The following is a 22312-nucleotide window of genomic DNA, read 5'->3' as shown; positions in this document are numbered from 1 at the left end:
ACTATACGTTGTTCCTTTCCCGGATCATGTTCAGAAAACTATCGCGGTAGGTTTCTCCTATCGGAATGGCCTTATCACCAATATAGACCGTGTTGCCATCCACCATACTTACTTTATCAATTGAGATAATATAGGAGCGGTGCACGCGGTAGAAAGGCGGCTGGGGCAGCTGTCCGTTCAGTTCGGTAAGCGACTGGTAGGTTACCAGACGCTGGCCCGGCAAATACATCGAAATATAGTTCTTCAGCCCTTCTACATAAAGAATGTCGTTGTAGGCTACCTTCAGGAATTTGTTTTTGCTCTCGCCTTTCACAAACATATAGTCCGGTGCCGGCGCGCCGGGCTGAACTATAGTCTCCTGTGCTACGGGCATTGCTGCAGGATCCTGTTGCTGTATGATACTTTTAGCTTTGGTTACCGCTTTCAGGAAACGGTCGAAGGGGATGGGCTTGAGCAGGTAATCGACTACATCGTGCTCGTAACCTTCCAGGGCAAACTCAGGGTAGGCTGTAGTCAGTATCACTTTGCATTTGTTGCCGCAGATCTTCAGAAACTGAATGCCTGTTAGCTCCGGCATCTGTATATCCAGGAAAACCAGGTCCGCTTTGCCTTCCTGCACCCAGTTAATGGCCTCTATCGGGCTGGTTGTTTTGCCGGCAAGTTCCAGGAAAGGCACCTTGCTTACGTAATCGGCAATGATATTGGTAGCGTAGGCTTCGTCGTCAACAGCTATGCAGCGGATCATATTAAGTTTGGGAGTTTAGGAGTTAGAGAGTTTAGGAGTTGGGAAGTTAAGGGTTTTATTTGTCTGAATCAGGATTTACAGGATTTTAGGATTGGCAGGATAATTATACTTTATACTTCTATTGTTGATGAAGTTATTTAGTGATGGCGCTTTCTTCAATTTATACTTCATACATCCTGCTCATCCTTTAATCCTGTCAATCCTGATTCAGATCTGCTGCAGCTTCATCCTCGTTTTATAGTGGTGTGCATCCTGTTCAATATCCAGGGAATACTGGTTGGGATAGAGCAGGTCCAGGCGGCGGCGTATGTTTGGTAAGCCAATGCCGGTTGTATGGTCTTTCTGGTGATGGCTGATGCGGTTGCTTACTTCAAAGTATAGTTGCTGGTCCTGCACTTTTAAACAGATGTTTATTGGCGAGGTTGGATCATCCACCACCCCGTGTTTGAGGGCATTCTCAACAAACGGAATCAGCACCAGCGAGGGCACGCGTTGACCGTTTACATGGCCCTGAATATCAAAATTGACAAAAAACTTCTCATCAAACCGCAGACGGTAGATGTCGATATAGTTCTGCAGGTAATCTATTTCTTTCTGTAGCTCAATTTTACCGTCCTGGCTCTCGTGCAGCATGTAGCGCATCAGGTCCGAGAGTTTAATCACCGCATTTCCCAGTTTATCGGACACCGGGTAGGCTAGCGAGTAAATATAGTTGAGCGTGTTGTACAAAAAGTGCGGGTTAACCTGCGTTTTCAGGAAGGCCAGCTCCGCCTGTGTTTTCTCCTGCCGCAGGCTGCGGTTTTCACGTTCCTTCTGCAACGTAGACTCGAAGGCCCATACTACACCTCCCATAAAGATGCCCGGCAGCGACCAATAAATGTTGTCGAATAAGAAGTAGCTGAAAGCAGTTCCATCGCTATAGTTGCTGAACCCGAAAAAGATATCGAACAGCACTTCCTCCACCAAATAGCGCAAACAAATGTACAGCACCATGACACCCATGATGCCCGGTGCCAGCACGAACCAGTGGCGGTAGCGCAACCATAACGGAAACAGCAGCAGGTAGCACACATAGAACTGCACCATGTACAGGAAGATCTGCGATAGCGTGAGCAGGAGCACTCTATAGTCCCATTCGTAAATAAAGTACCCCGACAGTGCGTAGCCGATCAGCAGCGACCAGCCCAGCAGGTGCCACCCCATCTTTTTGTATTGCGGATTCATGTTCTAAAGCTATACATAAACAGGAACATTTTACACTTCTATTATCCTAACCCCCGGTTTATAGTTCGAACCACAGCTTTCTTTATATCAACCTATAGTTTAGCAGCTTTTCAGGGTTAAGATAATATTCTGACGTGTTGGGATAGTTTAATTTATGAGGCGGCGGGCGTGCTGCATCTTTGGTTCAACATTAACGCAAAATCACCGAACCATGAAAAACTTTTCCGCACTGCTTAGCTTCGCACTTCTGTTTGCCGGATTAAATGTTGTTGTATTAACAGCCCGCGCGCAATCTGGAGCAACAATAAAAGGGAACGTAACGAACGCAGCCACGCAGGAACCACAGACTTATAGCACTATCGTATTGCTGCAACTACCTGATTCAACTGCCACCGGCTCAACTATGACCGACGAAGCAGGAGCCTATAGTTTCGGAAATGTGATGCCGGGCAAGTATAGTATTAAAGCGCTGATGGTTGGTTTTGCCCCGGCGCACAGTGCGGCCTTCGAAGTAAAGCAACAGGCAATACAGGTACCAGCTATACCGATGCTGGAGAAAGCCAATGCGCTGCAGGAAGTAGTGGTAAAAGGACAACGCCCCGCGCTGGAACAGCTCGCTGACCGCCTGGTTTTGAATGTGGAGCAACTGAATACAGCAGGCGATAACTCCCTGGAAGTATTGAAGAAAGCGCCGGGAGTACGACTGGATAAGGACGACAACATCATTTTCAGAGGCAGCAGCAGCGTAAACGTGATGATCAACGGCAAAGTGACCTACATGAGTGGCAGTGAACTGCAGAGCTACCTGAAATCACTGCCAGCCTCGGCGGTGAGCAAAGTGGAACTGATCGCAAATCCACCTGCTTCTTTCGATGCAGCGGGCACGGCAGGTATCATCAACATACAGCTTAAAAGAGACGAAACCTTGGGGATGAACGGAACTGCAAACGTTGGTCTGGGCTATGGCAGATACGAGAAAGTGAATGGCGGCCTGAACCTGAACTATAACACGGGAAAGGTGAGCCTTTTCACCCGCGTCAGCACTGGCCACTATAACTCTTTTAACCTGCTTACACTAAAGCGCAACATCAACGACAGCCTGTATAACCAGGGAAATTACTGGCACCCGATCACCAAAACCTATAACCTGGCAGCTGGCGCCGATTATTTCATCAGCAAAAAACATACGTTGGGCATTATGGCAAAAAGCTATAGTTCACCTGAAAACACGCTTACCACCAGTAACTCTGTAAATTATGACACCGAAGGAAATGCGTTTGGCAGCCTGGATATGCAGAACCCCAAAAAATCCGGTTCGGACAACTATAGCCTGAACCTGAACTATAAGTTTGACATCAGTGCGGGACGTTCGCTGAGTTTTGATGCAGACTATGTGCGTTTCAGCAGGTATGCGGATGAAACCTTCACGAATACCTTTTATGATGCAACAGGCGAGGCTACCGAGGCGCCAGATCAACTCCGCAGCTATACGGGAGCCGAAGCTAATATCAGATCGCTGAAAACGGATTATGTGCATTCGTTCGGAGAAGGCTACAAGGCAGAAGCAGGGCTAAAGGCCAGTTGGGTTAGCAACGACAGCGACATTAAGTTTGAGGAACAGCAGGAGCAGGGTTGGGTAGAAAATGAAAAGCGCACCAACAGCTTTGAGTACAATGAAACAATACAGGCCGCTTACCTGAGCCTGAGCAGACAGTTCAGCGAAAAGTTGAGCATGAAAGCCGGCATCAGGGCAGAGCATACAACAGCAGACGGCTATTCCCTGACAGCCAAAGTAGTGGACCAGGATTATGTGCAGTTTTTTCCAAGCTTTTTTGTGAGCTATAGTGCAAACGACGATAACCGCTTCTCAGCATCTTACAGCCGCCGCATCAGCCGCCCTTCTTACAGCAGCCTGAATCCTTTCACCTTTTTCTCGGACCCATACACTGCCCTGGAAGGTAACCCGTTTCTGGAGCCATCTTTCTCCAACTCGCTGCAGGCCAGTTATACTTACAAAAACTTTCAGTTGCTGAGCATCAGTTACCTGGAGTCGAACAACTTTGTGACCAGCGTAATAGAGCAGAACGACGAGACAAAAGTAAGCATCAGCAGACCCGAGAACCTGAGCCAGGCCACGAACCTGAGCCTGAGCAGCGGCGGCAGCCTTCCTGTTACCAACTGGTGGAGCTCCGATCTGCAATTATCCGGTTCTTACGGCAGCGTGAAGACTCCGGTAAATGGTAATGCTTATAACCAGGAGCAGTTTTCCTGGTCGGCCAGTATGGAGCAGCATTTCACTTTACCAAAGGCTTACAAAGTGCAGTTTTCAGGGTACTATAGTTCGCCATCTATAGAAGGCTTGTACAACACGCAGGCCAACTACCAGTTCGACCTGGGTGTGAAGAAAACAATCTGGAACGACAAAGCAACTATAAGCTTAAAACTGAGTGATATTTTTGACAGCAGCCATTCCAGAGCCACACTGAAATACAACAACGTGGATATGTACTGGCAAAACCAGTGGGAAAGCCGTCGCCTTAACCTGAACTTCAACTATAAATTCGGAAGCTCTAAAGTAAAAGCGGCCCGCAACCGCAGAACAGGAACAGCCGAAGAGGAGGGACGTTTGTAATAATACTGTAATCAAATCGGATATGCGTATTAAAGTGTGCTCTCGCTGCTTCCCGCGAGTGTGAACTACCAGTGGCGTCCCGCCACGTTGTTCAATCATAGCTCGTGTACAAATAAACGCGGCCAGAGTCCGCTGGTAATGCACAGAACAGAGCCGTTTCATTCTCTTTTTTTTGTCATCCTGAAAGGATCTTGGTAGCTAGTAGTATAGGCTTAACCTCCCATCCGCCAAGTTTCTTTACAGAATGACAAGAGTTTTATGGCGTTATTGTTTAGAATGAAATGGCTATGCTTCAAAGAGCATATTTTTATAATTCTGTCAGTTGTGCATATTCTAAAAACCAAACTGAATTTTGAGAATATGATAAGGTGCCCTCGCTCGTGACAAACTATAGTTGGAGCTTTGGTTTAGTTAGTCAGTTAATCAACTATCAATATCCGGTACCAGATTCTATAGTTGGGATTCGGATAATATTCCTGGGCCTGGTATAATTTTATTCTGAAGCTGAAATGGAAAAGACACCTTTGGTATATCAAAAAAACAGAATCCAAACCCAAACCTCTACAACATATGATACCTGCTTCTACCCGCACCAGTTTCCTAAGCAAACTTTTTATAGTTGCAACCTTATTTCTTTGCGCTGCTTTTAACTCGCAAGCGCAGCAGATCGAGATCGTAATAGTTGGCTCGGCTCATGGCAATGGCGGCTCCGATGCTGATTACCGTCCGGTTATTGACAAGCTTAAGAACTATAAACCGGACATGGTTTTCGGCGAGTACCTGTCTTCTGAAGATCAAAAAGTGGCGATAGCAGCAGGACATTTATCTTCCAAATCGATCAACAAGAAAATGGATTTCCTGCAGGCGCGCGACACTAAAGGAGCAGCCAAGAAGGTAAATACAGCTAAGGCCTACGAGGCACTTAGCAAATTTGCCTACCACCACAAAACAAGAATGGAGCTTGCCCGCAGCCTTTACCTGAACCACGACCGTGGCAATGCAGAATACCAGTTTTATGTACTGGAGCAGCAGATGCAGGAAAAATTTGAGAAAAGTGAGCAAGCCTATTTCGGGAAACTGTTTGGTGGCGTAGACACGCTGCGTAAAGTTGGGTTGATCCGGAAGAACAGCGAGTACCAAAGAATATTTTTCCCGCTGGTATATGAACTGGGCCACGATAGAATTTATGCTGCCGATTGCCAGAAGTATGAAGCAGCCTGGAACGAAGCCAGCAGAAAGGCACAGGCAGCAATCAAAAAGATGAACGAGGCTGCCAAAGCAGATTCTGCTTCTGCGGCAGGTTTAGCGGTTAAAGCCAGGCAACGCTATACAGCTTCTGCTAACGAGCGCATGAAGGGGATCGATTACACCAGCTATAACTTCCTTAACTCAGATCTCTATGCCGAACTGGATGAAGTGGTAAATTTTATGGGCGGCCCGCGCTTCTTCCAGGAACCAGGCTACCCCAAGGCCGAAATACAGGAAATGCTGCAGTTATGGGAAAAACGCAACCAGGGAATTTGTGAGAACATCATCCGGCAGGCTAAGGAAAAAGGAGCCACCAAAGTTATAGTTGGAGTAGGGGCATCGCACCGCAAAGGCATGGAAGAGATCTTCGCTAAAATGCCTGATGTAATACTGGTAAACTATATCGACCTGCCATAGCGAATTGATCATAGCAACGTACATAAAAGCCCTGCCAACTATAAACCGGCCGGGCTTTTTGTTTGGTTATAAATCAAACTATAGTTTGAGAATGGTTTGTAACGTCAGGTAAAAATCAGGTTAAATGTGGTGTTAAAGCTTTTAAATGCCGCAAGGGTTTTTAAAACAAAGGAACTATAGTTTATGAAGATGCAAGTGCTCTAGCTATAGTTTAAAATGGGTTGATTCTTTTATGGAATGTGCTGCTACGCCAGATCTATAGGTAGGAAGGGGATGAACCTGATTCTAAAGCTATCCAGCAACTAAAGGATCAGCATAAACTGGTTCTGAAAAAATGCAAGGACATAAAAAAGCCTGCTACTTAGCAGGCTTTTTTATATATGTAATAGCTCTTGTAATACAGGTTAATTGCGGCCACGCATTCCCGGTCCCCACTGGCCGCGGTTGTTTTCTTCAGGTGCCGAACCGCTGGCAAACTTTTTCAGGTTGTAGGTAAACGTTACCATAAAGAAGCGCTGTAATACTGTAGACTGCACATCTTCAATATAGTCAGTTGCAACGTTACGCTGTACGCTTACATTCTGGCCAAGCACGTCGTTTACACTAAAGCTGATCTCACCCTGCTGGTTCTTGAACACCTTTTTACCAAGGCTCATGTTCCAAAGGATATAGCTTGGATCAACACCCTGCGATAAACCGGAGTTGTACACGTGGTTGAGTTCGGTGCGGTAAACCAGGCCTTTTAGTAAGATCCAGTTATAGCGCAGGTTAGTGGTCTGGGTAAAGTAGTTGTTATCCTGCGTTAGCAGCGTGTTCTTTACGATGTTATAGTTGGAGTTAGTAGAGATCGTGAAATCCACTTTCTCGCTGATATTACTGCTGATGTTTATGCCTGCACCTAAATTGGTAGTGTTAGCATAGTTTACTTCTTCGTCCAGCATACCCGGTCTGCGCTCAAAACCTATCATACCAAATGCGTTAAAGTTGGAGCTGATAAAGTTAAGCGGCTGGCCATAGTTCATAAACGAACGCACGTTATAGTAACCATCCATGTTTACAGGGCGGTTTAAACGCGCACCCGGCTGTGGGTTATAACCTTCTATATATTCATTCGGAATATCTCTGGTATAAACACTGTTGGCTACATAGTTCTGGGTAATGGTACCAAACATGCCAACAAAGAAAACCCTGTTGGTCTCGGCGTTAAAATTACGGTAACGGATGTTGATCCTGTTCTGGTAATCCTGGTCAAGGGCCGGATTACCGATTCTTAACTGCGTTGGTCTTGAAATATCCAGTACTTCCTGCAGGTCCGATACGGATGGTGCGTTGGTGTTCGATCTGAAATTGATGTTGATGTTGCTTGCCTCTGAGATCTTGTACTCGTATTCTGCTGATGGAAGTACGGAGTTAAAATTACGCTTCAGAGGATAGCTTTCCGGGTATACTACATCGCTTTCCAGGCTGGCAATCTGGTAACGAATGTTTGCCTGGAATCTTGTTTTCTCAGAACGGTACTGGTAGCTCGGTCCAAATGTCTGCGACAGGTAATCACTTTGGAAAGTGTTACTCAGTGGTGCGTTTGCATTGTTACTATAGCGGCCATCGGCCTCCACGTAGTCGTATGTTCTGCGGTCTGAATCGTTTGTTTGGTTGCCGATGTTGTATTCCAGTTGCAGGCGCGAGTTTTCGCCCAGGCGCTGCGAATAGTCTACATTTCCTTCCCACGACAAGTTATCTCTGTCGAGTTTGATTAACTGGTTACGGTTCACATTTTCCGTTGGGTCCTGCAGGTTATCTGTATCCTCCAGCTGGTACGTATCGCCGTTGGTATTGCTATAGTTGGTGCTGAAGTTGGTAGTCAGAATACGGCCAGAATCTCCGAAACGGTGCGAGTACAAAATGTTGTTACGGAAGTTGATGTTGCTGTTCTCGCTCTGGTTTCTTGTCAAAGACTCGGTTAGATTCTCAGCAGACGCAGTTTCAGCGTTATCAACTGTATAGGCGCTGATGTTGCTGAGGGCATCGGTATTCTGAACAGATATGCTTGGCGTTACCAGCAAACGATTGTTCTCGTTGATGTTATACTGGAAGCGCAGGTTAAAGCGGTGACTGTCGTCGATATCGTTATCGATGCTGTTTTCCAGGTAGGTAGTGTCGGTGTTGATGAAATCGCGGAAACGGTACTGGTTGTTGTTAACATCAGCGTTTGAGTAGTTATAGTTACCGCTAACTTCTATCTTCTTGCCCAGCATATCGTTAAAGTTGATGCTGAACATGTTGGTGTTGCTGATGCCGTTTGATCCGCCGCCGCCAAATCTGATTCTACGTCCACGCATGCCGCCACCCGGTGTTTCACCAACCGAGAAATCGGACATGTTGATGTTGTTGGTAAGGCCTGTTATAGTGATGCGTCTTGGGCCGTTATAGTAGTTTACAGCCGCGCCAACCATGTAGCGTTCGTCGGTACCGTAACCAGCCGATATTTTACCCATGTAGCCCTGACGACGATCTTTCTTGGTAGTAAAGTTCAGCGTTTTTACGCGGTTACCATCATCAAATCCACTGAAAGCAGCACGATCGCTCTGGCCATCAAAAACCTGCACACTCTCGATCATATCGGCTGAGATGTTACGCACAGCTGAGCTCACGTCTTCGCCGGTGTAGCGCTTGCCATCAATCATTACCTGTTTTACTTCTTCGCCCTGCGCCTGGATCTTGCCATCCTGTATGGTTACGCCCGGCATCTTGGTTACCAGTTCTTCTGCGCTGGCATCCGGGGCGGTTTTAAAAGCTTTGGCGTTAAACTGGGCTGTATCGCCTTTCTGCTCGCCAAGCGGTGCACGGCCAATAATCTCCACTTCGCCAATGGCTGTAGAGGCTTCCTCCAGGGTTAAAGCACCCAGGTTCAGCGCTTTTCCTTCCATTTTTACATTTCTGCTGAATGGATTAAAACCTAGGTAGTTCACCTTTATAGTGTAGTCGCCGGCAGCCACGCGCTCGAAGCGGAAATTACCTTCCACATCTGTTACAGAGGCTACTGTGGCCGTTGTTGTATTGTTTACTAACAACACGCTGGCGCCAGGCAGCGCCGATTTATCCTGTCCGCTCTTAATGGAGCCGGTAATAGATGCACTTTGAGCAAACGCTCCAACGATGGTAAAAAGAAATACCAGCGTGAGTAAAAACTTTTTCATTTATAAGTTTTGTGTGGGGTTATCGTGAGGTTTAGACAGGCCAGGATGCAAATGGTTTAGCTGTAGTTTAAAATAATTGTTGTACCACTGATCATTTTGCTTTGAAACCTGAACTATAGGTTATACTTACTTTAAAGTTTCGGATTTAATTGCTTCTGACACAGGTTACTTTAGGTGTTTCCGGGTATAAAAGAGTAATTTTGCGATCAACATTTGCAGCTCACACCAGATAGGAGCATCTGTCGTAAACTAATTTATTTACCTTAACCGTTATATTATTTTTTAACTGGCAGCTACTGCTTTTCACCGTGAAAGACTTTTTCAGACGCAGAATAGTTCAACCCATCCTGAACATTTTAAAGCAGGGTATGTCGCCGCGCAAGCTGGCTGCAACGGTTGCCGTTGGTTCTGTTGTCGGAATAATACCTGCGTTGGGAATAACGACTGTACTGGGTACGGCTGTAGCTGCCCGTTTCAGGCTAAATATTGCTGCAACGGTGCTGGTAAGTTACCTGGTGCAGCCTTTACAGATTTTGCTTGCCATTCCTTTTATTAAGCTGGGCATATTTATGTTCGGGATGTCTGAGTTTCGCTTGTCTTTGGATGAAATGATGGAGATGTTCCGTATTGATTGGGTTGAAGCGCTGGGTAAACTATGGGTTGCGAATCTGGCGGGTATCTCTGCCTGGGCGATCCTGTCTTTACCAGTAGGGTTTGCGTTATATTTCCTTTGCCTGCCTGTTTTTAACAGGTTTCTTCCGGTTGCTACAGTTCCGGTCGATGTTGTTGCTGAACTTTAGTTTGATAGTTGTTTTTTCCCCATCCCTGCACTTTACGGGTGGCAGCTTCTGCTTTTGTAATAGCTGAGTTTATAGTTTTATAGTTAGCGTTGTCTAACCACCCATAATCTCTCCTTGTCTAAGAAGGGGAGCTTTATTTTGGCCAATGCTATAGTTGGCGTTTTACCCCTTCCCAGCCTTCCCCTAATAACAGGGGAAGGAGCTTTCCAGCCTTTGCTATAGTTGAGGTTATAGTGCTATAGTTGCTGTTTTAACCCACCCCTGCCCCTCCCGAGAGGGGAATTCCTGCTGTCGTTATAGTTTGAGTTATCGTGCTATAGTTCCGGTTTCCAGTCCATAATCAGGACAGGTTTACCTGTTCCTTCGGAAATACAATCACGATAAAGCCAAGCAACTATAGCCTTTCAATCAACTATAGTTTAGCTATCGAACTGATCACAGTCTTTGGGTTGAGCGCCTTGTGAATATCTGGTGGCGCAGCCATTGCGAGGTACGAGCAAAAGAGATTCGCGCAGCGCGATGCCCGAAGACGAGTCCTCCCGGCCGTGAGGGCACCAAGGCCAACTATAGAACTATAGGCAAGTAAAGCTCCCAGGATTAGAAGTAACTATAGAAGAATAGCTTGGTTCCAGCTGCAACTATAACCAACTATAGAACTCAGATTTCTCACGCTGTTCGAAATGACAAAAGAGCAACTATAGAATCAAGATTTCTCACAGCAACGCTGGCTCTTTTCTACTCGCGTCTCAAGAATGCTCGAAATGACAAGGAAGAAAATGCTGTTTCCAAGTGCAACTATAACCAACCATAAGCTGAGATAGATTTCTCGCTAAGGCTCGAAATGACAAGAGAGAAACTATAGGACATATAAAATCCTCCACAGCTACGTTGGTACTTCTCGACTCTCGTCTCAAGAATGCCCGAAATGACAAACGAACAATAAACTATAGTTACTATAAAACACAACAGCCAGCTTTTTATAAAGCTGGCTGTTGCATTACGTTTTAACCTCTTAACTTATCAGGCAGACTCCAAAATCTGGAATAACTCATCTAACTTAGGAGTAAGAATAATTTCGGTACGGCGGTTTTTCTGGCGCGCCTCTTTTGTTTTGGCATTCTCTAACGGAACATAAAGCGAACGGCCGGATGGTGTAACGCGTTCAGGAGAAACGCCGTCCTGCGTTAAGATACGGGTGATCTCAGTCGCGCGTAGTACGCTCAGGTCCCAGTTGTCCTGCATGCCAACGGTGCCTCTTGCAATCGGAACATCATCGGTGTGGCCTTCTACTACTACGTTTACATCCTGCTGTTCTTTTAGCACCTGAGCCAGTTTTTTCAGGGCTTCAACGCCTTTCGGGTCAACTTTGGTAGAGCCGGAGTTGAACAGCAACTGCTCTGCCAGCGATACATACACTTTACCGTTACGTACCTGCACAGTCAGGTCTTTGTCGTTAAAGCCGAGCAGGGCATTGCTTACACGGGCGCGAAGATTCTTAACTGCTTTTTCTTTTTCATCGAGTATGCGCTGCAGCTCAGCCAGCTTCTGCTCACGGGCTTTCAGGTCGGCGCTCAGCTTATCTATCTGCGATTTGCTCAGGTTCAGGTTCTCACCAAGTGTTTTACCTTCTTTCAGGGCTTGCTGCAAACTCGCCTGATATTCTGCTTTCTGCTTCTCCAGTTCGGCACGTTCCTGCTCCAGTTGGGCTTTCTGGTTTTCAAGAGATGCTTTCTCTTCTTCCAGGGTGCTTTTCTCTTCTTCCAGGCTGGCCTTGTCTACTTCCAGGGCATTTTTACGAGCCATCAGGTCATCGTATTTCTTTTTAGAAACAACACAAGACGATAGAGACATCGTTGCCACCAACACCAGAACGGAAGAGCGTACAATTTTCTTTTTCATATAATCAGAACTATAAATTACAATCAGGTAACTGAACAAATATAGTAAATTATAGATAGTAACAGACGGCCAGTAAACGATTTACCCGGATTTTTATAATAAAAAAGGCATCCTTGTCGGATGCCTTTTCATATAAGAAGTTATAGTTTAATTATTCCGGCTGAGCGGCAGTTTCATTGCTTTTGTAAAATCCTTGCGGGTCTTTCATTTTCTCAGTCAGCTGCAGCAGATAATTGTAATCTAAAGCTGCCATATTTAGTTCCCGGCCTTTATGCAGGTAAGTCCAGGCACTGTTATAGTCCTTGTTAAAGTACTTTACTTTAGACATGGTGAAGTAAGCAAATGCATTCTGAGCGTCTGCCGCTATAGACTGATCCAGGTAACCTATAGCTTTGCTGAGTGACTTCTTCTTCGGTTTCTGTTCATACATTGTTACGTAGCAGGTTGCCAGGTCGGAGAGGAGCAGGGAGTTTTTGGGTTTAAGAGCAAGTGCTTTTTCGTAATAGCCAACCGCTTCCTGCGGATTTCCTTTGGCAACAGTTACCAACCCGAAAGCCCAGTACGAATCGCCGTTATCCGGGTTCAGGAGCCAGGCCAGGTTAAAGCGGTGCATTGCCGTATCCGTCTGTCCCTCGTTCAGGTACTCCCAGCCGCGTTCCATAAAAAAGTTACTGGCCTCGGTGCGTGTAGTAAAGCTTTTATCGCAGCTGCTCAGAAATTTCTCGTCCTGTAGTTGCTGGGCTTCCGTCTTAACCACATTGCCAAACATCGGCAAAATCCTTGGGTTTGTAGTAGCATCCTGGGCAAAAGTAACGTTAACGGCCAGTAAGCAGGCAGCTATAGTATAAAGTAATTTTTTCATAAACGGGTTAGGTTGATTTTTATGAGCCGACTAAAACTCATGCATTAAAAATAGAAGTTTATAGTTGATTTAACAAATAAGTCTGATACCTGTAACTATAATAACTACTATAGATGGAAGCAGTAAAAATACTTGCGACAAATGTCGATTAAATTATGACAAGTTTCGTATATTTGAGAAAACATTCTATTATGGCACACGCACTCACTACTTTAAACTATAGCCTGATCGATGACCGGGATATTTTTATGCTCATCAGCACGGTGCGCGAAGGCATAAAGTATGCATCCTTCCAAACTATAGCCGATAAAAGTCCTTTCAGCATAAGCGAGTGGTCTAATTACCTGCATTTATCGGAGCGTACTTTTCAGCGATACAAAAAGGAGAAGCGCACCTTCGACCCGCTGCATTCTGAAAAGATACTGGAAATAACGCTGGTCTATAATAAAGGAGTGGAAGTGTTTGGCGATCAGGCCAATTTTGATGCCTGGCTCGAAGCCAAGAACGTTGCCTTAGGCGGCATAAAACCAAAAGAACTTCTGGACAGCACGTTTGGCATAGGCATGCTACGCGATGAGCTTACCCGCATAGAGCACGGCGTACTGGCATGATCGTGTTCCGCTTGAGCCGCGTCAGGTTTGCAAAAGATCTGTCGGGGAAAGGGGCGGAGCTGGCAGGTGGCCGCTGGAACAGCAAAGGAACGCCTGTGCTGTATACTTCCGATTCCATAGCACTTTGCACCGTAGAAGTTGCCGTACACATGCCGCTCGGTATCATACCTTTCGATTACCAGCTTATCCAGATCCGGATTCCCGATGATGTTGAGATAGTTGAACTGCCTGAAGCTAAACTGCCAACCGACTGGAAATCTTTTCCGCATAGCAATGCCACCCAGCTTATTGGCGATGCATTTATAGCTGATCAGCAACAGCTCGTGCTGAAAGTGCCATCCGCAGCAGTGCAGGGCACCTACAATTATCTCGTAAACCCCCTTCACCCGGACTTTCCTAAAGTAACTATAGTTGGCACAGAGCCTTTTGAGTTTGACAAGCGTTTGTTTGTAAAGTAACTTTCTTAAAACTATAGTTAAACTATAGGATCAGACTTTTAACAACAAAGCTCTTAAAGCTCTTGCGGGCCTCCAAGTCCGAAAACACGCTGCCTGGGACTTCTTAGTCTCTGTAAATTAGTCTTCCTTTTACGCGGATAAGGAAGTCCGCAACAGACAAGGTTCCGGACACAGATGTCCGAAACAGCAAGTCTATAGTTAAACTATAAGATCAGCTTTAAATAACTACGCTCTTCAAACATGAGTTTATAGTTACAAGTAATACGTTTCGCCCATCTGCGCTATAGTTACCGGAAATTTTAGTTTGTCTTTTATTTCCATGCGAAGAACTTCACTGGCCTGTGCCTCGCCGTGGTTCAGGAAAACCTGTAGCGGAGCCTGTTTAAAATTCTGTAGCCACCAGAGCAGGTCGTCCCGGTCGCCGTGCGCCGACATGGTGCTTATCTGCCTTACTTCAGCCCGAACCTTATAGTAGGCACCATGTATCTTCAGTTCATCGGTTCCACTGCTTAGCAAACTACCCCGTGTACCCGGTGCCTGGAAACCTACCAGCAACACTGTATTCCTGGCATCTCCGAGTAAACGCTCCAGGTAGTACAACACACGACCGCCTGTTACCATGCCGCTGCCTGCAATCACAATTTTAGGGCCGTGCGTATCCAGTACATGTTGGGTGTGCTCAAATTTGCGGATAATGTGTACGTTGCGCATCATAGTTTCACATTCAGCACGGGTTAGGTTATGCCACTCGTGATAATGCAAATACAGGTCAGACACATCAATGCCCATCGGTGTATCCAGGTAGACCGGTATAGGAGGGATGCTCTTGTCCTCTTTAAGCGTATTCAGGAGCAGAAGTAATTCCTGCGCGCGCTCTACGGCAAAACTCGGAATGACCAGTACACCACCTTTGTCATAGGTATGGTTTACTACTTCTGCAAGTTCGGTATAAGGAGATACGTCACTATGCAGCCTGTCGCCATAGGTTGATTCCATGATCACATAATCTGCATCACGGAGCCTGACCGGCGGGTCCATTAACAGCGGCTGGCGCTGGCCTATGTCTCCTGAAAAAATAAATGTACGGCCCTGGCACTTCAACTCAACTATAGCGGAACCCAGTATGTGGCCGCTGTTTCTGAAACAAAACTTAATGTCTTCGTTTATAATTACCCACTCGCCATAGTTGTGTGTCTCAAATAAGGGCATGGTGCGGGCTACATCGTCGAGGTCATAAAGCGGTTTGGCCGGATGGTGGATGGAATATCCGCCGCGGTTTGCTTCTTCGGCATCCTCCATTTGTATACGGGCACTGTCGGTAAGAATAATGCGTGTTATGTCGCGGGACGGTTCTGTGGCGTAAATGGGTCCATCGTAACTATTTTTAACAAGCACGGGCAGGTAGCCGCAATGGTCCAGGTGTCCGTGCGTGAGGATGATGGCATCCAGGTCTTCCAGTTTAAGGGCAGGCTTTTGCCAGTTTAAAAGGCGCAGTTGTTTGAGTCCCTGAAACAAACCACAATCGATGAGTATCTGGTGTTTTGCTGTTTTAATATGAATTTTGGAACCGGTAACAGTACCGGCACCACCCAGAAAGGTAAGCTGAATTGGAGAGAGATCTTGTTGCATGAGTGTTTAGTTACGGAAACTATACCCGGCAATCCAGGCCCGGGCTATACCTGCAGGCTAATGCACAATCAAATCATGGGTAAGAGGCAGACTTGTTGTAAAATTCTTTATTTAGAAAGATTTATGTTACGTTATCTAAGGTAGAAATTATTGAAGTGATAAACCACTTTATAGTTCTGGTCTGGGCCGGTCAATAGCAAAGATCACCTGCAACTATGGATTACAGGTGATCTTCGGTCAGGTTTTAAAGTTACATATTAGAAACTACGGCCACTGCCAGGCAGGTAAATCTGGAGGCCAAGGCTAAGAGAAAGTCCGGTAGATGAATCGTTGCTGACGTCGATATTGGCATTGCTACGGATCAGGTTCAGCATACCTTCCAGGGCCACGTTAGATGCAACAAAATGGGCGTAGCCAGCACTTACACCATACACAGCATCAAAAATGGCATCGCCTTCACTATCTTCAATAGAGCTGCCGGCAAAACCTACAACTGCCTCGCCAAACCAGCGGTGTGTTGGAGCTGCGCCTTCCGGAAAATAATAGCGTACAAACGGTGTTAACCCATATTTGATATCTTCACCACCATCATAAGCAATAAAGCCTAACTGTACCTGTGCACCAATTGCCGCATTATCGGATATAAAGTAACCTGCTCTCGGGTTAATATCCAGCGTAAAGGTTTCAGATTTGAAGTTATGGCCTATGTTTGCGATACTGGCTCCTACGATCCAGTTGCCCTTAGCAACTGCTTCGCCGGCTACAGGTGCCGTGGTCTGCGGCCTGGTTAAGTGCTCATCCTGTGCCGATGCACTTAAATGAAACGATATACTAAATAGCAGGAGTGTAAATAATCTTTTCATAGCTTATTGTTTAAAGTCGTGCAACTAATTCAGGATAGAATCCTGCTAATAATAACGTTTACAGGATGTTATAGTTTAATCGTTGACTTTTATTAATAAGGTATAGCCTAAATAATGGTGCAACTATAAACAAGCGCAAGGTTTTGTCTCATTTTAGACAGACGAACCATAAAACCGAAGACAGGCAAAAAAAGAGACACCTGATGTAGTGTCTCTTTCAATTGTATTAACTCTTTTTCTTTTCCAGGGTGCATGGGCCTTTATAACGGATAAAGATATGTATCCAGATGCTGCGTGACAGTCTGAAATTTATGGGCAGCAGTGCTATTACTGAAACGACCAGAGCTACGATCATCATCAGCAAGGTTACTTCCTCTACCAGCATACTTAACACGATCCAGACCCCGATAAAGATGGCTGTGCTAAACGCGTAACTCACAAACATGGCACCATAGTAGTAACCTGTTTCCGGCTCAAAATACTGTCCGCAGCAGCTGCACTTTTCATTCATTGTAGCAAACTTGCTTACACTATAAAGCGTGCCCTTCGGAAACATATCACCCTCATGGCAGCGCGGACATTTAATATTCAGTATACTATAAAAAGAAGAGTCTTTCCAGGCCATAACGTTCGTATTTTTACTTCATACAAAGATAGGCAGGTATTAGCTAAGACTTACTGTACATAAATGACCAAATACTGTACAATTTTACGGTAAACTATAGGTGCTCTTTCCGGAATTGTTCAGGCGTATAGTTGGTCTTCTTTTTAAAAAACCGGAAGAAGTAAGCATTGTCAAAATAACCCAGCTCGGCGGCCACCTGCGATATGGTACGATCAGAGTGCACCAGTAACCGTTTGGCTTCCAGTATAACCCTGTCATGAATCAGGTCTGTCGTTGTTTTGCCTAGTATCCGTTTACAATATTCATTAAGCTGTTTAGGTGTAGTGTGTAGTTTATCGGCGTAAAAGCTGACAGGCTTGTGTTCTTTGTAGTTTTTCTCGATCAGGTTTTGCAACACTTCTACCTGCGACAGCATGCCCACAGGCAGTTGCTGTTCCTGCTTTTCTGATTGGTACTGCCGTGATAACTGAAGCAACAGGATATCGAGGTAATTGCGGATAATAGCATCAGCGTATAGTTGCTGCGCTGCCAGTTCTTTTTTAATGTTGTTAAGTATGGTTTTAAGCGATGCCCAGTGTGCTGCAGAAATCTGCAGCAAAGGCTTATGTACCAATCCATGAAAAAACGGGAAACTATAGAGCTTGTGATGCGAAAAATCGAGCAGGTAAAACGATGGGGTGAAGAAAACTATAAAACCGTCGGTTTCGGGGCTAAGCTGCCAGCTATGTAACTGGCCCGGGCTTAAAAAGAAAGTAGCGCCTGGCTTTACCGGGTACGTTTCAAAATCGATGGTATGGGTGCCTGTACCTTGAGTAACAAATAACAGCATGTAGAAGTCGTGCTTATGCGGTTTCTGAATAAAAGCATGCTCCTGCAGATGCTGCGCAAAAGAATTCATATAAAAATACCGTTCCTGCTGGCTGCCGGCATCAAAATCTTTAATCTGGTAAATGGGAAGGGTTGTTTCAGGCATTGCTTTTAAGTACCGGTACAATCAATTTACAAACGCTTACTTTACTGGCTGAGGTACTGCTTTTTTGCTTTGCCGTTCTGTTTCGGCAACTATACGGCTCAGGTCGGTTAATATGCTTCCTACATCGCGCAGCATTTCAGGGGTTGGTATCGTTTGTAATGCGTCCAGGCATTTGGCCTGTTCTTTTCTGGCTCTTTCTATCGCGTCCCATAGTTGAAAAAGAGATGCCTCTGTGGCTTTTACACTTACATTTGCATACGAAACGATACAGGCTGATGTAGCTACCATGGCCGTAGTCAATTGCTGTGTAAATTCCTGCTCCAGCCACCTAAGTTTGCTGTGCTGCAAATCGTCAAGCCCTCGCCGGATGCCCCTGATCTGAATTATAATATGGTCCAGCTTGCGAATTGTGACAGCCAGCCTGCTTAACCTGGTTCGCTTATTGGTCAGGAAGAAGTTGTATTTGAGGCTTTGCTCGGCAAGTTTTAAAGTATCCTGACATTTCTGATATTCCTTTTTCAGGGCATTTACTTCGCTACGGCCTGTTTTCCGGTGAGTGGAGGTATAGTCAAGAAGCACGGTAAGGCTGCACAGGGTTTTAGCTGCTGTTTCACCAAGATTTACGATACAGGTTTCTACATCCGGTATGGCATTCTGGGGTACGATTACGGCATTGATGATAACGGCAATTGCGGAGCCAATAATAGTTTCGATGATGCGGTCGAAGGCGTAGCCCTGGTTAAAGTGTCCGAAAGCCAGTACCAGCAACGAACTGATCGCCACCTGCGAAATGATCTGCGGGTTCATGCGGAGTGCCTTCGAAATGCCCATCCCCAGCAGAATAACTATAAAAATAGAGACGGCATTTACCTTGAACCAATGTCCGATAAGCATGCTCAGCAACACACCTCCAATTATACCAATAATGCGCTGCGTCGCTTTATCAACAGAATCGGCAACGGTGACCTGTACGGTAAGAATAGCTGCAATGGCAGCAAAATAGGGAAACTCGGCATGTAGCAAATTAGTAGCTACAAACCACGAGAGAGACCCTGCCAGTGCCGTTTTTAGGATCTGCAGGGTAAGCCCGAAACGTTCCAGTTGTTCAATACGCTTATGCAAATCCGGTTTTATAGTTGGTGATCGTTGATTGTATAGTTAAAAGCAATAGCAAAGGTTTAATGTAATGTAATGTAATAAACCGGATTTCCTGCTTACCTCGCACAGATACCTTTGTAAGCGCAATATTCACAAATGTCCGGGTCCTGCGTTTTACGGATCGGTTCGTTCGGGTCGAGCATGTTTTTGATGATTCCAGTCAGTAGTTCTTCTGAAGCAACTATAAAATCCTTGGGCTGGCCATCTTCTCCCATAAAATTAAACTCCGACGATAACACATTCTCTTCTATGTTCCGGAACGAGATAATGCCTGACTTTGCAACTATAGTTGCCGGATCGATCTGCTGATTGTTACCAACTATAGTTTGCGGTGCTTCGCGTAACTGCCGTTGCAGAATATACTGGTACAGCCATAGTTGGCGCGGCTTATCAAAGTCCTTTGTTTTGGAAGATGGTGATCTTAGGTCATCTGTTTTTACACGGAGTTTGTTCTGTTCTACCTTTCCGGTTTTATAGTCTATCACCCGTATTTCGTGGCCTGTCATGTCTATGCGGTCAGCTTTCCCGGCTATCGTTACGTCCAGCAGTTCATCGTCCAGTTGTACCAGTAGTTTAGCCGTAAGGGAGTCTTCTAACCTGAGAATATAGAGTGGCAGTTCGCTGGAGTGTTTGAGCTTGTTCAGGTACTTTTCTAATACTTCAATGGCTACTTTCAGCAACAGGTAGTTAAGGCCGCGCTCGGTGCTGGCGCCGCGGGTAGCCTGGTTAAAAGCAAGTTTGGTGTGGCCCGGTAACTCGAGCAGCATCTGATCTATACTTTCGGCAACTATAGGTTCGCCACTCAGCACAAATGGCTTAAAGAAATCTTCCAGCACCTGGTGCACCACCGTACCAAACTGCGCTGCATCTACCTGTTCTTCCACTTCGTCGGCTTCCTGCATTTTAGCAATTCGGCTGAAGTAGTATTTAAGCGAACAGTTAATATAAGTGTTCAGGCTGGATGGGTAGAGGCCGCGCTGCAGGTCGCGTTTTATCTGCTCCAGTGTAGCGCTGTCTTTTTGTATAACTATGTCTTCGTCGTATTTCTTGGTATCGGTCTGTTCCACTATAGCTGTCATGTCCCGGAACGTGATGTTGCGGTTACGCAGGGCCAGGTCGTTTTGCAGTTGTAAGATAAAGCGGCTTTTCTCACCGGAACCATAGGTATCGGAAGGCAGCACATAAAGCAAATTCACACGCTTGGCTCGCTGCAGCAAACGGTAAAAATTGTAAGCCATAGCGCCTTCATTCTCCGCATACGTTGGCAGGCCAAACTCTTTCAGTACATCAAACGGCATCAGTGAGTTGTGCTTTTTAGGAGCAGGCAGGGTATTCTCGTTTACAGAAAGGATGATCAGGTTTTCAAAGTCAAGTGCACGGGTCTCGAGCATACCCATGATCTGCACATCCGAAATTGGCTCGCCACTAAATGGTAATCTTGTCTGGCCAATCAGTTCGTACAAAAACTTCCGGAAACTGCGCACCGATATCTTCTGCTCGCGGCAATCAAAAATCGTGTCGAGTCGCTTGATGATGGTGTAGAAGATGTAGAGATATTCGGTCTCGATGGTGTTGTGGCCGTGGGTGTAAACCTGGCGGAGCAGCTCTATCAGGTCGTACATGGCAACAATAATATCGTCGCAATCGCGCCAGGTACGGAACAGCGTTTCGAATAGCGGGTGATGCTGACCTAATTCCAACAGTTCCTGAGCCGTGATCAGCACTTTGTTCTCCGCAACTATCGTATCCAGCACCTGCTGTATCAGCCCATGAAACTGAGCCTGGTCCTCTTGCTCGTTAAGGTATAGTTCGTAGCGACGGATGAACGGGTGCGTGAGCAGTTTGCTAATTGATAAATGATGGTATTGATATACTTTATAGCCGCTTTCCTGTAGTTGGTTCACGCCCGTTAAATGCACATCAAACAGCAAATCAACGAGGTTGAACAGGGGAGTGCCCTTAAAGCTCAGACCCATGGTTACGTTATAGTTGGGCACATCGTCCGGAATAGAATGCAGCACCGGCAAGAGAAGTGTCTCATCGGGTAAAACGATGGCAACTTGCGCGTGCTTATCCTGCTCACGAATTTCCTGCAATAGTTGCCCGGCAAGTTTACCCTGCATGCTGGCGTTGGCCACGCCAATCACATTTATAGTTTTGTCATCGGTCAACAGCATGTTCTGTTGCCAGCGCCACTCCGGTAGTTTCCAGGTGTTTTTATACTTGCGCAGAAAGCTGCCAGCCCGGTTGGCCATGCCTTCTTCCATGTAAAAATCATCACTGTCAAACAGCACTTCGGCTTTGTTGTGTTTCAGAAGTGCCTTAATGATCTTTTCTTCAGACCTGGTAAGCGCATTCAGGCCAATGAAGATGAACTGGTGACAGGTGTTTTCCTGAACTATAGTTTCGATCTCGTTTGCGACTCTGCGGTAAGCCATGCCGGTGTAGGCCTGCTTGTTCTTGTGCAGGTGCTGCTGCAGGTTATGGTAGGTCTTCTCGATGTTAGCCCATAAGCTAAAGTACTTGCGCATGTCCGGCGACATGGTCCAGCCCAGGTTGCGGGGTTCCCAGCGTTCCAGTGCCTTTGCTTCGCTCAGGTAATCAAACAGCTTCCCGGTATCCACCATGTTCTGGTCCATCCGGCTGAAGTCATCGAGCAAAGTACCAGCCCAGGTTACAAACTGATCGAAATCCAGGGTCGGGTCCTGCTCGCGCATCAGGTCGTATAGTTCGAGCTGCAGGTTTATCGGCTCCACTACATCCACCTTCGCCATTTTACAGATAAAGTCTTCCATCGAGAGCACATTCGGCGACCAGATGGGTTCTACAGCAGCTTGTGCCAGCGCATTCTTAAAGAAAAAGCTCGCCCTGCGCGAAGGCAGCACAATGCATAGCTCGCTGATATTCTCTTTATACTTTTCGTAAATGTATTTCGCGGTTAGCTCCAGGAAAGTCTGCACTTGCTTAATTT

16 protein-coding genes are annotated in these 22312 nt (G+C 46.0%); 5 read left to right on the top strand and 11 right to left on the bottom strand.

All coding sequences use genetic code 11. The features are described from left to right. Nucleotide 1: 1 nt before the first annotated feature. Nucleotides 2-745: a LytR/AlgR family response regulator transcription factor gene (locus GSQ66_RS05325; RefSeq protein ID WP_162426512.1), complete on the bottom strand. Its 744-nt coding sequence runs from the start codon at nt 743-745 to the stop codon at nt 2-4. A 207-nt stretch (nt 746-952) separates the two neighbouring features. After that, complete coding sequence (locus GSQ66_RS05320; protein ID WP_162426511.1) at nt 953-1969, bottom strand: sensor histidine kinase; 1017 nt, start codon at nt 1967-1969, stop codon at nt 953-955. 211 nt (nt 1970-2180) lie between these two features. Between GSQ66_RS05320 and GSQ66_RS05315 the strand changes: the two genes are divergently transcribed. Both GSQ66_RS05315 and GSQ66_RS05310 read left to right on the top strand, forming a co-directional pair. Beyond that, on the top strand, nt 2181-4601 hold the full coding sequence (locus GSQ66_RS05315; RefSeq protein ID WP_162426510.1) for a TonB-dependent receptor: 2421 nt from the start codon (nt 2181-2183) through the stop codon (nt 4599-4601). A gap of 570 nt (nt 4602-5171) precedes the next feature. Then, entirely contained in the window at nt 5172-6266 is a 1095-nt protein-coding gene (locus tag GSQ66_RS05310) for a DUF5694 domain-containing protein (RefSeq protein WP_162426509.1), read from the top strand. 404 nt (nt 6267-6670) lie between these two features. Here the strand turns inward: GSQ66_RS05310 and GSQ66_RS05305 are convergent, their stop codons facing one another. Then, complete coding sequence (locus GSQ66_RS05305; RefSeq protein ID WP_162426508.1) at nt 6671-9463, bottom strand: TonB-dependent receptor; 2793 nt, start codon at nt 9461-9463, stop codon at nt 6671-6673. A 308-nt stretch (nt 9464-9771) separates the two neighbouring features. Between GSQ66_RS05305 and GSQ66_RS05300 the strand changes: the two genes are divergently transcribed. Next, entirely contained in the window at nt 9772-10263 is a 492-nt protein-coding gene (locus tag GSQ66_RS05300) for a DUF2062 domain-containing protein (protein WP_238395824.1), read from the top strand. A gap of 1020 nt (nt 10264-11283) precedes the next feature. On the opposite strand, the gene GSQ66_RS05295 is transcribed toward GSQ66_RS05300, so the two are convergent. Both GSQ66_RS05295 and GSQ66_RS05290 read right to left on the bottom strand, forming a co-directional pair. Continuing rightward, nucleotides 11284-12162 (bottom strand): OmpA/MotB family protein, encoded by an 879-nt coding sequence (locus GSQ66_RS05295; RefSeq protein WP_162426507.1) that lies wholly within the window; start codon nt 12160-12162, stop codon nt 11284-11286. 151 nt (nt 12163-12313) lie between these two features. Continuing rightward, a complete protein-coding gene (locus GSQ66_RS05290) occupies nt 12314-13024 on the bottom strand; it encodes a tetratricopeptide repeat protein (protein ID WP_162426506.1) in 711 nt (236 codons plus the stop codon). 191 nt (nt 13025-13215) lie between these two features. On the opposite strand from GSQ66_RS05290, the gene parS reads away from it, so the two are divergent. Next, nucleotides 13216-13635 (top strand): type II RES/Xre toxin-antitoxin system antitoxin, encoded by a 420-nt coding sequence (parS, locus tag GSQ66_RS05285; protein ID WP_162426505.1) that lies wholly within the window; start codon nt 13216-13218, stop codon nt 13633-13635. After that, nucleotides 13632-14093 carry an RES family NAD+ phosphorylase gene (locus GSQ66_RS05280; protein WP_162426504.1) on the top strand — a complete coding sequence of 154 codons (462 nt, stop codon included), beginning with the start codon at nt 13632-13634 and terminating at the stop codon, nt 14091-14093. The genes parS and GSQ66_RS05280 overlap by 4 nt, the downstream gene beginning before the upstream one ends. A gap of 252 nt (nt 14094-14345) precedes the next feature. Here GSQ66_RS05280 and GSQ66_RS05275 read toward each other — a convergent pair whose 3' ends face one another. The 6 genes from GSQ66_RS05275 to GSQ66_RS05250 form a co-directional block, all read right to left on the bottom strand. After that, complete coding sequence (locus GSQ66_RS05275) at nt 14346-15722, bottom strand: MBL fold metallo-hydrolase RNA specificity domain-containing protein (protein ID WP_162426503.1); 1377 nt, start codon at nt 15720-15722, stop codon at nt 14346-14348. A gap of 257 nt (nt 15723-15979) precedes the next feature. Further along, nucleotides 15980-16585, bottom strand: a complete 606-nt coding sequence (locus tag GSQ66_RS05270) for a hypothetical protein (RefSeq protein ID WP_162426502.1) — start codon at nt 16583-16585, stop codon at nt 15980-15982. 226 nt (nt 16586-16811) lie between these two features. Further along, nucleotides 16812-17210 carry a DUF983 domain-containing protein gene (locus GSQ66_RS05265; protein WP_162426501.1) on the bottom strand — a complete coding sequence of 133 codons (399 nt, stop codon included), beginning with the start codon at nt 17208-17210 and terminating at the stop codon, nt 16812-16814. A gap of 94 nt (nt 17211-17304) precedes the next feature. Then, the gene (locus GSQ66_RS05260; protein ID WP_162426500.1) at nt 17305-18183 is read right to left on the bottom strand and encodes a helix-turn-helix domain-containing protein; all 879 of its coding nucleotides are present in this window, start codon (nt 18181-18183) and stop codon (nt 17305-17307) included. A gap of 36 nt (nt 18184-18219) precedes the next feature. Then, nucleotides 18220-19305 (bottom strand): FUSC family protein, encoded by a 1086-nt coding sequence (locus GSQ66_RS05255; RefSeq protein WP_162426499.1) that lies wholly within the window; start codon nt 19303-19305, stop codon nt 18220-18222. A 92-nt stretch (nt 19306-19397) separates the two neighbouring features. Continuing rightward, on the bottom strand, nt 19398-22301 hold the full coding sequence (locus GSQ66_RS05250; RefSeq protein ID WP_162426498.1) for a PD-(D/E)XK nuclease family protein: 2904 nt from the start codon (nt 22299-22301) through the stop codon (nt 19398-19400). Between the last annotated feature and the right edge of the window lie 11 nt (nt 22302-22312).

The organism is Pontibacter pudoricolor (assembly GCF_010092985.1).
GTDB lineage: Bacteria > Bacteroidota > Bacteroidia > Cytophagales > Hymenobacteraceae > Pontibacter > Pontibacter pudoricolor.
Note: the sequence above shows the minus strand (reverse complement) of the source record. Positions and strands in the feature narration are given on the sequence as shown.

Coding starts and splice junctions, on each gene's coding strand:
- GSQ66_RS05260 (WP_162426500.1), bottom strand. CDS start 18,183: ATGCCTGAAACAACCCTTCCCATTTACCAGATTAAAGATTTTGATGCC.
- GSQ66_RS05280 (WP_162426504.1), top strand. CDS start 13,632: ATGATCGTGTTCCGCTTGAGCCGCGTCAGGTTTGCAAAAGATCTGTCG.
- GSQ66_RS05320 (WP_162426511.1), bottom strand. CDS start 1,969: ATGAATCCGCAATACAAAAAGATGGGGTGGCACCTGCTGGGCTGGTCG.
- parS (WP_162426505.1), top strand. CDS start 13,216: ATGGCACACGCACTCACTACTTTAAACTATAGCCTGATCGATGACCGG.
- GSQ66_RS05265 (WP_162426501.1), bottom strand. CDS start 17,210: ATGGCCTGGAAAGACTCTTCTTTTTATAGTATACTGAATATTAAATGT.
- GSQ66_RS05315 (WP_162426510.1), top strand. CDS start 2,181: ATGAAAAACTTTTCCGCACTGCTTAGCTTCGCACTTCTGTTTGCCGGA.
- GSQ66_RS05290 (WP_162426506.1), bottom strand. CDS start 13,024: ATGAAAAAATTACTTTATACTATAGCTGCCTGCTTACTGGCCGTTAAC.
- GSQ66_RS05270 (WP_162426502.1), bottom strand. CDS start 16,585: ATGAAAAGATTATTTACACTCCTGCTATTTAGTATATCGTTTCATTTA.
- GSQ66_RS05310 (WP_162426509.1), top strand. CDS start 5,172: ATGATACCTGCTTCTACCCGCACCAGTTTCCTAAGCAAACTTTTTATA.
- GSQ66_RS05305 (WP_162426508.1), bottom strand. CDS start 9,463: ATGAAAAAGTTTTTACTCACGCTGGTATTTCTTTTTACCATCGTTGGA.
- GSQ66_RS05295 (WP_162426507.1), bottom strand. CDS start 12,162: ATGAAAAAGAAAATTGTACGCTCTTCCGTTCTGGTGTTGGTGGCAACG.
- GSQ66_RS05325 (WP_162426512.1), bottom strand. CDS start 745: ATGATCCGCTGCATAGCTGTTGACGACGAAGCCTACGCTACCAATATC.
- GSQ66_RS05275 (WP_162426503.1), bottom strand. CDS start 15,722: ATGCAACAAGATCTCTCTCCAATTCAGCTTACCTTTCTGGGTGGTGCC.